The organism is Accumulibacter sp., from assembly GCF_023806565.1.
Lineage (GTDB): Bacteria > Pseudomonadota > Gammaproteobacteria > Burkholderiales > Rhodocyclaceae > Accumulibacter.
In genome coordinates, this window is the sequence record NZ_JAMTDV010000037.1 from 19241 (window position 1) to 32830 (window position 13590).

The window sequence follows — 13590 nt, forward strand, 5'->3', positions numbered from 1 at the left end:
TGTCAGTGAACCCACCCCGAACAGTACGCCAGATAGCTCGGTCATGCGTATCGACGAGCCGCAGTTCCTCGGCAGTCGTCTGAATGGTGCCGTGGAGTTGGTAGACAGCGACGGGCGCGCTTTCAGTTTGGCGCAGATGTTTGGCAAGCCGTTGATCCTGTTGCTTTCGTATTACGGCTGTGACGGCACCTGCCCGACGATGAATGGCGAGCTGGCGAAGGTGCTTGGCAAAATCGATCGCTTTCGTCTGGGCCGCGATTACCGTGTTCTGACCGTCTCGTTCGACAGACGCGATTCGCCGGGAACGGCCGCGGAATTTCTCCGCAAGACGGGAGGATTGCCCGCTGCCTGGCGGGATGGCTGGCGGCACGCCATTCTCGCGGAGAAGGATATCCCGTCGTTTGTTGGAAGTATCGGTTTTCGCTTCTTCTGGTCCGATGGCGCGAAGGCCTTTCTTCACCCGAACGTGCTGGTCTTTGTCACTCCGGAAGGTCGGGTGGCGCGGTATATCTACGGAACACGAATGGATGCGCGGACGATCGAGTTGGCACTTACCGACGCGGACTGGGAGCGCATATCGAATTCGACAGCTGTGTTTGACATGCTGACCGGTGCGTGCTTCAGCTACAACTATGAAGAAGGCAGGTATCAACTGAATTACTCGCTAGTCGCGGGTGTGGGTTCTCTGCTCCTTGGTCTGAGTGTGATGGGTCTTGGGGTATGGGGTTATCGAAGGAAGATTGGGAGGTTGCATGAATAGGGCACTCAAGCACTGTGCGGCGGCGACGGTCATGGTGGTCGCTAGCGCCGGCGTGATGGCAGCCGGTTATGGCGATGCGCGCATCGTGGACCCGGCTCCCGGATGGGATCACCTTTGGCGCGAGGTGATCATCGACATCACGGTGATCGGCATTCTCTTTGCGCTGATGACCGCTTACTTCATCTGGCGCTATCGACGGGTGCCTGGGGGGCCGACGGTTGGCAGCGGCCCGACCCTCTCTACCGCCGCCGCGATTGGATGGGTGATCATCCCGGTTTTCGTCTTCATGGCGGATGACTTTTTCATCGCCGCCAATGGATGGGTGCTGTGGAATTCCTACCGGGACGTTCCTGCTGATCGCCTCGAAATTCAGCTTGAATCGGGCATGTACAGTTGGGACTACACCTATCCCAATGGCGCCCACACGCAGAATCAGCTGATAGTCCCTGCCGGGAAGCCGATTCTGTTGCGCATGACGAGTCGCGACACTCTTCACAACCATTTCATTCCGGATTTCCGGGTCAAGGAAGACTCGATGCCGGGCCGCGTAACCTATCTTTGGTTCCTGCCCAAGGAAGCGGGAAAGGAGCATATCGTGACCTGCGCTGCGTACTGCGGAGTGATGCACTCGTACATGGCGGGACGCGTGATCGTGAAGACGCCGGAAGAGTTCAAGGCATGGTATGAGGCCAGCGGCACCGCGGCCAAGAAGAGCAGTTGAGTGACGGGAGGATATGGGACATGAACCTCAAGGAATGGATTTTCACCACGGACCACAAGCGGGTCGGAGTGCTCTACCTGATCGGCTCGATTGCGGCTTTCATCGTCGCCGGAGTCATGGCGCTGCTGATGCGCATCGAGCTTTCATCGATCGGCCCCACGATCACCAACAATCCTTCCAGCTATAACGTCTGGCTTTACGCACATGGCGCGGTAATGATTCTCGGTTTCCAGATTCCGGCTCTCACCGGATTCTTTGCCAATTTCTGCATTCCGTTGATGATTGGCGCCAAGGATGTCGCGTTTCCGCGCGTGAACGCATTGTCTGTATGGCTGTTCTACGTCGGCGTGATTCTCGCGCTGTTGACGTTCTTCATCCCGGATCCGCCGGATGTCATGTGGACCGGCTATCCCCCGTATTCGACCATAACTACGGGCAACACCGCGTTATATACCTTCACGGTGCTGGTCCTCGGTTTCGCCTCGATCCTGGGAGGAGTCAACTTCCTGACTACCATTGCGTACATGCGCGCCCCGGGCCTGACCTGGAACAAGCTGAACATCTTCGTCTGGTGCGTCGTCGGGGCGTTCATCCTCCAGCTGATTTTCGTTCCGGTGTTGGGGACGGCGGTTACTCTGATCAGCATGGACAAGTATCTGGGGACACATTTCTTTGACCCGACGCAGGGAGGCGATGTCCTGACCTACCAGAACCTGTTCTGGTTCTATTCGCATCCCGCCGTGTACGTGATCTTCCTGCCGTTCTTCGGTGTCCTGTTCGAGATCGTCGCGACCTTCGCCAAGAACAAGGTGTTCAATTACAAGGCGGCGGTTTATGGGGGCATCTTCGGAATCGTCCTGTTGGCCGGGGAAGTCTGGGTCCATCACCTGTATGTCTCGGGAATGGTTGATTGGATCCGCGTTGGCCAGATGGTGACGACATTGCTGATCTCGGTTCCGGTCGGCCTGATGCTGATCAGTCTGGTGGGAACGCTGTACAAGGGTTCAATCACCTTCGAAACCCCCATGCTCTATGCGCTTGGCGTGCTCTTTCTGTTCCTGATCGGCGGCTTGACGGGAATTCCGCTTGCCGTTACCTCGTTGACCGTGCATCTTGCCCGCAGCTACTACGTGGTCGGTCATTTCCATTACGTGATGGCCGTCGCCGGAACGTTCTCCATTTTCGCGGGAGTCTACTACTGGTTTCCGAAGATGACCGGCAAGATGTACAACGAGTTCTGGGGAAAATTGGGCTTCTGGGTTACCTTCGTGGGAACCAATATCGTCTTCTGGACGATGATGGACATCGGCGTAAAGGGGATGCCGCGCCGCTATTACGACTACTCGCAGTTTCCCCAATTCGAAGGTGCCCACCAACTGATGACGATTGGCGCGGTCATTCTCGGCATCGGTTTCGCGATCGCTCTGCTCAACTGGATCATCGGCGCGATCAAGGGTCGTCCGGCCGGTAACAACCCGTGGGGTTCGATGTCGCTCGAATGGACGACGGTTTCTCCGCCGCCGCACGGTAACTGGCCGACACCGCCAGCAGTGGGTGCTGAGTGGACGCCGTACGCTTACGGCAAGAGTTGAGCACTTTCCGCTTGAAGTCCTCGGGGCGCCTGCGGGCGCCCTTTCAGTTCATTGCCAAGGAAATGAAGCACCGCGAATGAGCAAACGGCTATGGGCAATGACGGCACTTGGCGGTCTGCTGATCGCGCTGCTTGCCTCTGCATTGATCTGGCGCTCGCTGCCGTCGCGACAGGCGCCGGCCGTCGATCCGGCGAAGCCGCAGCTGTCGGCGGCAACCGTGTTTCCCGAGGAACAATCACTGCCGGCCTTTTCGCTGCAGAGCGAGGGGGACGCCTTTGACAATCGCTCGTTGGCCGGACACTGGACGCTGCTCTTCTTTGGCTATACTTCGTGCCCGGACGTCTGTCCGGCAACGCTGCTCCTGCTCAAGGAGTTCAAGAGCTCTCTTCTGCAACGCGGGCTCGTTCCGCCGCGAGTGGTGATGGTATCGGTAGACCCGAACCGTGATACTCCCAACGTCCTGAAACGCTATACGAGTGCATTTGATGCGAACTTTGTTGGTGTTACGGGCAGCGAGAAAGCACTGTCTCCACTCGCCGAGACGCTCGGTGTCTATTACCGGCGTCAGCCCCAGGAAGGTGGGAGCAGCTACGTTGTCGATCATTCCGCGGGAATCTATCTCGTCAGCCCACGCGGCCGCGTCCGTGCGGTATTCTTGCCGCCGCATGACCTGCAGTCGATGTTGCACGACTACGCCGCGCTGACGGTCGCTGGCTGAACAAGGCGGGCACCGCCGGCCCGAACACGAAGGTACTTGATGATGATTGCGATTTCACAAATTTTGCAGAGCACTGCGGTGCGGGCGCGTGCTTTCGGCGCGATGACCAAGCCTCGGGTAATTTCACTGATCGTCTTCTGTGCAGGCATCGGCATGTTCCTTGCCTCGCCCGGGCCGGTGCCACTGCAGATTCTGATTGCGGGGATGCTTGGCATTGCACTCGTAGCCGGTGCGGCGGCTGCCGTCAATTGTCTGATCGAAGAACACATCGACTCGCAAATGGCACGGACGCGAGCCCGGCCGCTGCCAAGAGGCGAGGTGGGGGCGTTCGAGACCTTCTTTTTCTCCGGCGTCCTCGGCGGAGTGGGTCTGTCCCTCCTCTATCGCCTGGTCAATCCACTGACCATGTGGCTGACGCTGGCGACCTTCGTCGGCTACGCGGTGATCTACACGCTCTATCTCAAGCCAAGAACCCCGCAGAACATCGTGATCGGTGGCGCTGCCGGGGCGATGCCGCCCGTACTCGGCTGGGCCGCGGTGACCGGTGAAGTGCCGGCCGAAGCCTGGCTGCTGTTCCTCATCATTTTGCTCTGGACGCCGCCTCACTTCTGGGCTCTCGCCTGCTACCGCTGCGCCGACTACGCCAGGTCAGGGCTGCCCATGTTGCCGGTGACCCGTGGCATACCTTTCACTTGCCGGCACAGTCTGCTCTACGTCGTCCTGCTGACCATTGCGACTGTCCTGCCATACACCCTTGGTATGAGCGGCCCCTGGTATCTGGTCGCTGCCCTGATTCTCGATTCGATCTTTCTCGTCTACAGTGTCACTCTGTGGCGCAACTACAGTGACAAGCTGGCGAGGTTGACCTTTCGCTATTCGATCCTCTACCTGACATTGCTATTCGCATCACTGCTGGCCGATCACTTCCTGCACTGAGCTTTCGGCGGCAAGCGCCGCCAGCAGCTTCTCGTGGATGCCGCCAAAGCTCCCATTGCTCATCACCAGGACTTGATCTCCCGCGCTCGCACTTGCAGCAATGCGTGCCACCAAACGGTCAAGCTGATCGTCGACGACAGCCTTCTCCCCCAATGGCGAAAGCACCTCCGCCGCGTTCCAGCCGAGGTTCGCCGCATAGCAGAAAATCTGGGTGGCATCGCCGAGACTGCCGGGCAAAGAGGCCTTCATCACTCCCAGTTTCATGGTGTTGGAACGTGGCTCGAGAACTGCGAGGATGCGGGCGCTGCCCACTTTGCTGCGCAGACCGGCGAGAGTCTTTGCAATCGCCGTGGGATGGTGCGCGAAGTCGTCGTAAACGTCGACGCCGGCTGCACTGCCCCGGAGTTCGAGGCGCCGCTTGACGCTCTTGAATCGTGCCAATGCGTTCAGGCTTCGGGCAAACGGCACCCCCGCGTGGCGCGCGGCGAGCAGTGCCGCCACCGCATTGTTGCGATTGTGTTCGCCCGTTAGGCCCCAGCGAACGCTGCCGATCGCTTCCTGGCCGCAGAGCAATTGCAACGACCCATCGGCGTCGTTGCCGGTCGCTCGCCAGCCAGCGGCGTCGTTGAAGCGCTCGACCTGAGTCCAGCAGCCACGCGCCAGGACGCGTTCGAGGCTGCTTTCGGCGGCGTTGGAGACGACCAGACCCTGGCTCGGCAGCGTGCGCACGAGGTGGTGAAACTGCGTCTCGATCGCGCCAAGGTCAGGGAAGATGTCCGCATGATCGAATTCGAGATTGTTCAGGATGGCGGTTCGCGGACGGTAGTGGATGAACTTGGAGCGCTTGTCGCAGAAAGCCGTGTCGTACTCGTCGGCTTCAATGACGAAAAATGGAGAATCCGTGCTGATGCCGGAAAGCCGCGCCGAAACTCCAAAGTTCAGCGGTACGCCACCCACCAGGAAAGCGGGACTCAAGCCCGCGTCCTCGAGGATCCACGCCAGCATCGCCGAGACGGTGGTCTTGCCGTGGGTTCCCGCCACAGCCATCACCCAGCGCCCACGGAGAATGTGCTCCGCGAGCCACTGTGGCCCGGAAACGAATGGCAGACCTCGATCCAGGATCGCTTCGAGCAAGGGGTTCCCGCGCGAAATCGCGTTACCTACCACGTAGCAGTCGGGCTCGAAGGCAGTCTGCGCAGCGTCGTAGCCTTCGATGAACTCGATTTCGGCGGTCATGAGCTGCGTGCTCATCGGCGGGTAGATGCCGCTGTCGCAACCCGTTACCCGATGTCCCGCAGCTCGCGCCAGTAGCGCCAAGCCTGCCATGAAGGTGCCGCCAATGCCGAGAATGTGAATGTGCATGTACCGAATCCAAGTTAGAATCAGCGCGATCAGACGCGATTGTACCCCTGCCTGCGTCGCCGGGCGCCTTGCACGAAGTGCGCCTTCTCCGGAACACTTCAGGATGGATCGATGAGCCGCCGCCCGGAACGCTCCCGCAAGTCCCAGCAGCGGACCCGAATTGCCACCCTGGCGGCCCGATTGCTGACCGAGGACGGCATTGGCGATCCGGCGATGGCCAAGCGCAAGGCGGCACGCCGACTCGGCCTGCCGGAAACCGCGGCAATGCCGGACGACAGCGAGGTGCATGGCGAATTGCGGATTTACCAGCGTCTGTTCCACGAGGACGAGCAGCAGGCAAGGAGCATCCGTCTGCTGCGCGCTGCCGCTCGCTTGATGGCCATGATGCGTCGCTTCAACCCCTATCTGACCGGTTCGGTGCTCGACGGGACCGCCGGACGTTTTGCCGAGATCGACATTCAGTTGTTCCCGGATAGTGCCAAGGACGTCGAGATCTTCCTGCTCAACGAGCGCATCGAGTACCGTCACAGCCGGCCGCGCAGTGAGCGTGCGGAAGCGGTCCTGACGATAGTCGGCGAGGAAGCGGTGGCCAACCTGGTCATCTATCCGCGTGAAGACGAGCGGCTGAATTTCCGGACGCGGGACGGGCAAGTCCGGGAGCGCGCCCGCCTCGAAACCGTTGAAAAACTGCTGGCAGAGAGCGCACCACCTGCCCGGTAAGCTGACGTGTCCGGCTGGTGATCGCCCCGCCTCGCTGCGCACTGCCTGGCTAACGGCAGCGCGAATTGCCCCAAGCCTGGTACGCTGTTGCTGGACAAGATGCCGTCATTTGCTGCAAACTTGAGGCCATGAGGAAGCAAACTTCGTCGAAAACCGGCAACACACCCAACCCGCCGGAATTGCTCGTGGTGCACGGACCCAATCTCAATTTGCTCGGCACGCGCGAACCGAAGCATTACGGTACGCGCACACTGGCGGAGATCAATCTGGCGCTGGCGCATCGTGCCGATGCTGCGGGAGTGCACCTGGAAGCCTTCCAGAGCAACCACGAGGGAGCCCTGATCGAACGGGTTCATGCCGCACGCGCACAGGGAGTGCGCTACCTGATCATCAATCCCGCCGCCTACACGCATACCAGCATTGCCCTGCGCGATGCGCTGGCCGCTACGGAGATTCCCTTCGTCGAAGTCCATCTGTCAAACGTGCATGCCCGCGAGCCGTTTCGCCGGCAGTCGTACTTCTCCGATCTGGCGATTGGGGTGATCAGCGGGTTGGGCAGCGAGGGTTACCTGCTGGCGCTCGAATATTTATTGAGCCGGATCGCCGCGGAGTAAGTCTGCTGGCCAGATGCGTGCCCTGTCCGGCGACCGCTCTGGGCTTGATCCGCACACAACAACGACCACCCGGAGTGAGTACATGGATCTGCGAAAACTGAAGAAGCTCATAGACCTTGTCGAGGAGTCGAGCATCACCGAGCTCGAGATCAACGACGCAGAGGAAAGGGTCCGCATCGTCAAGCAGGGAACAGCGCAGCCCGTCTCGCTGCCGCTCGTGCCGACCGTCGCCGCAGCGGTCCCTGCCGTGGTTGCAGCTCCCGTGGAGCCCGAGCTTCCTGCAGGAGATGCAGTCAAGGCGCCGATGGTCGGTACCTTCTACCGCGCTTCGAGTCCCGGTGCCGAACCCTTTGTCGAGGTCGGCAGCGTGGTCAAGGTTGGCGACACGCTGTGCATCATCGAAGCGATGAAATTGCTCAACGAGATTGAGGCCGAGTTCGCAGGCACGGTCAAGGCGATCCTGATCGAGAACGGCCAGCCGGTCGAGTATGGCGAACCACTGTTCATCATCGGCTGACAGTCATGGTATTCCTGCGGCAGGCCGGATTTGCACGTCGTGACCGTTCCGCGGCCGTGCCGGGAGGATTCCCAAGCGCGTGCCCGAACTATCCGCGGGCCAATAGTCGCGCCCCATGAAAGCCCCGTTTCGATCCACGGCCCTTTCCCGGCAAGCGGGCGAAGCGAGTTTCACGAGTCGCTGAAGCGACGATCACATTAAGGATGCGGTACCGCCATGTTCGGGAAAGTCCTCATCGCCAATCGCGGAGAAATCGCACTCCGCATTCAACGTGCATGCCGTGAACTCGGCATCCGGACCGTAGTCGTCCATTCCGAGGCCGATCGCGAGGCAAAGTACGTCAGGCTGGCGGACGAATCCGTCTGCATTGGGCCGGCACCTTCCGCCCAGAGCTACCTCAACGTGCCGGCGATCATCTCTGCGGCCGAGGTTACCGACGCCCAGGCCATCCATCCGGGCTACGGCTTCCTCTCCGAAAACGCCGACTTTGCCGAACGCGTCGAATCTTCGGGCTTCGTGTTCATCGGTCCTCGTCCGGAGACCATCCGCCTGATGGGGGACAAGGTCTTTGCCAAGGAAGCCATGCGCGTTGCCGGTGTCCCCTGCGTCCCCGGATCGGATGGCGCGTTGCCCGAAGATCCCATGGAGATCCTGCAAATCGCCAAAGCGATCGGTTACCCGGTCATCATCAAGGCGGCCGGTGGTGGCGGTGGCCGCGGCATGCGCGTCGTCCATACCGAGGCGGCGCTGATCAACGCCGTAAACATGACTCGCTCGGAGGCGCAAAACTTCTTCGGCAACCCGCAGGTGTATCTCGAGAAATACCTGGAAAATCCACGCCACGTCGAGATTCAGGTACTGGCGGACAGTTTCCGGAATGCCGTCTACCTCGGCGAACGCGACTGCTCGATGCAGCGTCGTCACCAGAAGATCATCGAGGAGGCGCCGGCCCCGGGCATCGCCAGCCGGCACATCGTGCGCATCGGCGAACGTTGTGCCGATGCGTGCCGGCGACTCAACTATCGTGGCGCGGGGACTTTCGAGTTCCTCTACGAGAACAACGAGTTCTACTTCATCGAGATGAACACCCGCATTCAGGTCGAGCATCCGGTTACCGAGCAGATCACCGGAGTCGATCTGGTTGCCGAGCAGATTCGCATCGCTGCCGGTGAAAAATTGCGCTTCCGGCAGCGCGACCTGACCTTCCGCGGTCATGCCATCGAATGCCGGATCAATGCCGAGGATCCGTTCACTTTCGTGCCATCGCCAGGCAAGGTTGCTTTCTATCACCCGCCGGGTGGGCCCGGCATTCGCGTTGACTCGCATATTTATCAGGGCTACACCATTCCGTCGCACTATGACTCGATGGTTGCCAAGGTGATCGCCTACGGCGACAGCCGCGACCAGGCGATTCGCCGCATGCGCGTCGCACTTTCCGAAATGAGCATCGAGGGAATCAAGACCAACATCGCGCTGCATCAGGAGCTCATGCACGACGCCCGTTTCATGGAGGGCGGAACCAGCATCCACTATCTCGAGCAAAGGCTCGCCGCCAAGGACGAGGTCAAGAAGGGCGACTGAACGCGCGCGAATGGCGATGGCTTGGCTCTCTCTCAGCATCCTGACCGATTGTCGGCACGCCGATGCACTTGCCGACGCGCTGCTCGATGCCGGGGCGCTGGCCGCCAGCATCGAGGATGCCGACGCCGGAACGGCCGCCGAACAGCCCCAGTTTGGCGAGCCGGGTGCGATCAGCCAGCCCGGCTGGGAGCGTTCCCGAGTCAGCGCGCTGCTCCCGCCCGACGCCGACGTCGACCAATTGCTGGCGACCTGTGCGGCACAGGCCGGTCTCGGCGACTTGCCCGCCTACACCGAGGAAGAAGTCGCCGAGCAGGACTGGGTACGGTTGACTCAGTCGCAATTCTCTCCGATTCGCGTCACGGAACGTCTCTGGATCGTTCCTTCGTGGCACGCGGCGCCTGATCCGGACGCCATCATCGTGGTGCTCGATCCCGGCTTGGCGTTCGGAACGGGTTCGCACCCCACCACACTCCTTTGCCTGGAATGGCTGGCGCAAGGTGTCACTGCCGGCATGTCGGTGCTCGATTATGGCTGTGGTTCGGGGATCCTGGCGATCGCCGCGGCCCGACTTGGCGCGGCCGGGGTAGTGGGTGTCGATATCGATCCGCAGGCGGTGATCGCCGCGCGCGACAATGCGCAACGGAATGGTGTCGAAGCCTGCTTCAGCGACTCGGCACGCGAGCTGTGCGGGCAGTTCGACCTCGTACTGGCCAACATTCTCGCCAACCCGCTAAAGGTTCTGGCGCCAGCGATCAGCGCGCACGTCCGTCCAGGCGGCAGTCTGGTGCTGTCAGGAATTCTCGTCGAACAGGGCGACGAACTGATCGCTGCCTACGCTCCGTACCTCCCGTTGCGTCCCGCCGGCACTCGTGACGGCTGGGTCTGCCTGGCCGGCGTCAAGGATAGGGCGTGAATACCTGTTGCCCGAGCTGTCAGACCATATTCCGGATCACTCCCGAGCAACTTCGGGTGCGTGCCGGCAAGGTCCGCTGCGGCAACTGCCGCGCCGTGTTCAACGCTATCGATCGTCTGCTCGACGACGACGCCAGCCGCATGGCACCGACGCCGGTGACGGCAGCGGCGGCGCCGCAGGAAATTGCCAGCGAATCCGACGCCGCTCGCGAAATGCTCACGGAGCACCGCTTGGCAAATGTGGACAGCGCGCAGGACGATGGCGAAGCGGCGACTGAACGAGGCTCGGACGAGTTGGCCATCGCATCGCCGGCGGTCCAAGCGCTGCCTGCTGGCGCGGAGCATGGCACTGGCGAAAACGGCGGTGGCGCAGCGCATGCCGATGAGGACGCGAGGGATCACGGCCGCTGGCTGGAAGAAAAAGGCGGCGTCCAGGCAACTCGTGCCGACCGGAGCGTAGTCAGGCCGTTCGCGATCGTAGCCGCATTGCTGGCGCTGACGCTTGTCGCCCAAGTCGTCTTTCATTTTCGGGTCGCCATCGGCGTTGTCCTGCCTGCCGTCGGGCCTGCGCTTGCGGCGATGAGCGCCGCCTTGGGCAGCGACATGCCATTGCCCAGGCGTGCCGACTTGTTGAGTATCGAGGCGTCCGATCTGCAGACCGATCCCGCGGCAAACAAGCTGCTGGTTCTCCAGGCGACGCTGCGCAATCGGGCGTCCTATGCGCAGGCGTATCCGGCGCTCGAATTGACGCTCACCGACACCAATGACAAGCCAATCGTGCGCCGTGTGATTCAGCCGGACGAGTATCTGCCGGTCGCGGCGCTCGACGAGGAGTCGTTTGCCGCCGGCGCCGAAGTCGAGATTCGCCTGTGGCTGGAGGCAAAGGGCGTCCCTGCCGCAGGCTACCGGCTCTACGTCTTCTATCCCTGACGGGGCTGGCCGCGGCTGGTTGCCAGGGGCGCGCGCCGGCTCCGATGGTATACTTTTCCACCCTACCAGAACCACGGAAAACACATGCCCACGCTCATTTGCGGTTCCATCGCCTTTGACAACATCATGGTCTTCCATGACCGGTTCAAGAATCACATCCTGCCCGAGCAGATTCACATTCTCAACGTCGCGTTTCTCGTGCCCGAGATGCGTCGGGAGTATGGCGGTTGTGCGGGCAATATTGCCTACAATCTGAAATTGCTGGGCGAGGATCCGCTGATCATGGCCACTGTTGGCGAGGACGCCGATCCCTACCTGGTTCGGTTGAGCGATCACGGACTGTCGCGCGCGCACCTGCGCCGGATTGCGGGCTGTTTTACTGCCCAGGCGTTCATCACCACCGATCTCGACGACAATCAGATCACCGCCTTTCATCCGGGAGCGATGACTCTCTCTCACCTCAATCGGGTCGCCGACGTGCCCGGCGTCACGCTCGCCATCGTCGCTCCCGACGGGCGTGACGGCATGCTGCAGCACGCCGCCGATCTGGCGGCAATCGGCGTTCCCTTCATCTTCGATCCCGGTCAGGGCATGCCGATGTTTTCCGGTGACGAGTTGATGACCTTCATGCGGCTGGCGACCTATGCGTGTTTCAACGATTACGAAGCGAAGTTGCTGTGCGACCGCACTGGCCGAACCATGGAGCAACTCGCCGCCGAGGTCGAGGCGATGGTCGTCACTCTCGGCGGCGCCGGCTCGCGCATCTACGCCGACGGTCAGCGCTACGAGATTCCCTGCGTCGAGCCGGACGCCGTCGTCGATCCGACCGGCTGTGGCGATGCCTACCGCTCGGGCCTGCTCTACGGAATTGCTGCCGGCTGGGATTGGCAGAAGACCGGCCGGCTGGCGGCGGTAATGGGCGCGATCAAGATCGCCCACCGCGGTGGCCAGAACCATCGTCCCGGTCTTGAGGAAATCGCCGAGGTCTTTGCCCGCGCCTTTGGCACACCGCTCTGGTAGGCGGGGACGACCATCGCGTCGCCGTCGATGGCCGGCCGCGGCGGTCTCCGTTTGGCGCCTGCCGCTCTGCCGCCGGGCCACATCCAGTCGACGTCAGCCCTGCGCCGCCTTGCATTCATTGGCCAAGGGCCGGCCACTGCGGGCGTCCACCAGGACGCTTTTCCACGGCAGATCGATCCACAGCAGGCCCTTCTGCTGATCCTCGTAACGCGGAAGACCCGAGCTCGAATCGTGTCGCTGCAGAGAGTGGCGATTGCCTTGCCAAACGAGCTCGATCATCCCATCGTTCCGGGAGTTCCGCTGCACCTCGATGCTTTGGCCCTGTTCGCAGCGATAGACGCCGCTGGCGAGCTTGAACTGCAGTTGCTCGTTGCCGTGCTTCGTGTTGTTTCTGGTGGCGGCCGGTGCGGCCGGCGTCTGCGGTCCGCTCGCCGTACAGGCAGCCAGGACAAGCGGCAGGATGGTCCCTGCGACCAGTCGATCCCACATTTCACGCATCCCCCTCGAAACTTTCTGACTGCGAAAAATAGCACGCACGGCGCCATTCCGCGAGAGTGATCCGATCAGTGTGTAGGCAACACATAATCTGTCCGGGTTTGTAGCAAATGGTCTGTCCGGTTTATGTTGCTCCAGAGGAGGAGCGAGATGAGACGGACGGAGTTGCTACAGGAGATCAGGAAGATGCGGTTTGAAGAAGCGTATGGAGGGTGGGAAGCGGGGCGGCTGACGCAGGCGGAAGCGGCGAGCTTGCTGGGGGTGTGTGAGCGGACGTTCCGTCGTTACCTGGCGCGGTACGAGGAGTCGGGAGTGGAAGGGCTGATCGACCGGCGGCTGGACCAAGTGTCGCACCGGAAGGCGCCGGTAGACGAGGTGATGGCGTTGACCGAGAAATACCGTCGGCGTCACGAGGGGTGGAGTGCGAAGCACTTCTCTGCCTGGTATCGGAAGGACGGGGGAACGCGGAGCTACACCTGGGTGAAGAGCCGGTTGCAGGAAGAAGAGTTGATTCCCAAAGCCAAGGCGCGTGGAGTCCACCGGAAGAGGAGGGAGCGTTCCCCGTGGCCGGGGCTGAGGATCAACCAGGACGGCAGCAGGCACGAATCGGTGCCACGGCACCAGTCCCAGCCAAGCCGCCAGTTGCCGGCCATTCTTTGTTCTCCGCCGCGCCTCACGCTTGGGCGTTTCCAAGCGAGGTACGGGTCATCCG

At 61.5% G+C, this 13590-nt stretch carries 15 protein-coding genes; 13 read left to right on the plus strand and 2 right to left on the minus strand.

From position 1 onward, the window contains the following. The first annotated feature begins 43 nt into the window (after positions 1-43). The 5 genes from NFV80_RS04510 (at position 44) to cyoE (ending at position 4727) form a co-directional block, all read left to right on the plus strand. Positions 44-760 (plus strand): SCO family protein, encoded by a 717-nt coding sequence (locus NFV80_RS04510; protein WP_295326710.1) that lies wholly within the window; start codon positions 44-46, stop codon positions 758-760. Next, entirely contained in the window at positions 753-1481 is a 729-nt protein-coding gene (locus NFV80_RS04515; protein ID WP_295326708.1) for a cytochrome c oxidase subunit II, read from the plus strand. The genes NFV80_RS04510 and NFV80_RS04515 overlap by 8 nt, the downstream gene beginning before the upstream one ends. Positions 1482-1501: 20 nt before the next feature. Beyond that, positions 1502-3073, plus strand: coding sequence for a cbb3-type cytochrome c oxidase subunit I (locus NFV80_RS04520; RefSeq protein WP_295326707.1), 1572 nt, complete (start codon positions 1502-1504; stop codon positions 3071-3073). Positions 3074-3149: 76 nt separating this feature from the next. After that, on the plus strand, positions 3150-3791 hold the full coding sequence (locus tag NFV80_RS04525; RefSeq protein WP_295326705.1) for an SCO family protein: 642 nt from the start codon (positions 3150-3152) through the stop codon (positions 3789-3791). Between the two features lie 42 nt (positions 3792-3833). Further along, positions 3834-4727, plus strand: a complete 894-nt coding sequence (cyoE, locus tag NFV80_RS04530) for a heme o synthase (RefSeq protein WP_295326739.1) — start codon at positions 3834-3836, stop codon at positions 4725-4727. On the opposite strand, the gene mpl is transcribed toward cyoE, so the two are convergent. Further along, entirely contained in the window at positions 4698-6089 is a 1392-nt protein-coding gene (gene mpl / locus NFV80_RS04535) for a UDP-N-acetylmuramate:L-alanyl-gamma-D-glutamyl-meso-diaminopimelate ligase (protein WP_295326703.1), read from the minus strand. The genes cyoE and mpl overlap by 30 nt on opposite strands. A 111-nt stretch (positions 6090-6200) precedes the next feature. On the opposite strand from mpl, the gene NFV80_RS04540 reads away from it, so the two are divergent. The 7 genes from NFV80_RS04540 (at position 6201) to NFV80_RS04570 (ending at position 12383) form a co-directional block, all read left to right on the plus strand. Continuing rightward, positions 6201-6809, plus strand: a complete 609-nt coding sequence (locus NFV80_RS04540) for a hypothetical protein (RefSeq protein WP_295326702.1) — start codon at positions 6201-6203, stop codon at positions 6807-6809. A 128-nt stretch (positions 6810-6937) separates the two neighbouring features. After that, entirely contained in the window at positions 6938-7423 is a 486-nt protein-coding gene (aroQ, locus tag NFV80_RS04545; protein ID WP_295326700.1) for a type II 3-dehydroquinate dehydratase, read from the plus strand. A gap of 82 nt (positions 7424-7505) precedes the next feature. Next, positions 7506-7940: an acetyl-CoA carboxylase biotin carboxyl carrier protein gene (accB, locus tag NFV80_RS04550; protein ID WP_295326698.1), complete on the plus strand. Its 435-nt coding sequence runs from the start codon at positions 7506-7508 to the stop codon at positions 7938-7940. 216 nt (positions 7941-8156) lie between these two features. Next, positions 8157-9521 carry an acetyl-CoA carboxylase biotin carboxylase subunit gene (gene accC, locus NFV80_RS04555; RefSeq protein ID WP_295326697.1) on the plus strand — a complete coding sequence of 455 codons (1365 nt, stop codon included), beginning with the start codon at positions 8157-8159 and terminating at the stop codon, positions 9519-9521. Positions 9522-9537: 16 nt separating this feature from the next. Further along, positions 9538-10434 (plus strand): 50S ribosomal protein L11 methyltransferase, encoded by an 897-nt coding sequence (gene prmA / locus NFV80_RS04560; RefSeq protein ID WP_295326695.1) that lies wholly within the window; start codon positions 9538-9540, stop codon positions 10432-10434. Further along, positions 10431-11363 carry a DUF3426 domain-containing protein gene (locus tag NFV80_RS04565; RefSeq protein WP_295326693.1) on the plus strand — a complete coding sequence of 311 codons (933 nt, stop codon included), beginning with the start codon at positions 10431-10433 and terminating at the stop codon, positions 11361-11363. Before prmA ends, NFV80_RS04565 begins: the two co-directional genes overlap by 4 nt. Before the next feature lie 84 nt (positions 11364-11447). Then, positions 11448-12383 (plus strand): carbohydrate kinase family protein, encoded by a 936-nt coding sequence (locus NFV80_RS04570; protein WP_295326692.1) that lies wholly within the window; start codon positions 11448-11450, stop codon positions 12381-12383. A 93-nt stretch (positions 12384-12476) separates the two neighbouring features. On the opposite strand, the gene NFV80_RS04575 is transcribed toward NFV80_RS04570, so the two are convergent. Continuing rightward, on the minus strand, positions 12477-12872 hold the full coding sequence (locus tag NFV80_RS04575) for a hypothetical protein (RefSeq protein ID WP_295326690.1): 396 nt from the start codon (positions 12870-12872) through the stop codon (positions 12477-12479). Positions 12873-13064: 192 nt separating this feature from the next. On the opposite strand from NFV80_RS04575, the gene NFV80_RS04580 reads away from it, so the two are divergent. Then, positions 13065-13590: helix-turn-helix domain-containing protein (locus NFV80_RS04580; protein ID WP_295326688.1), on the plus strand; the 526-nt coding region annotated here is incomplete at its 3' end.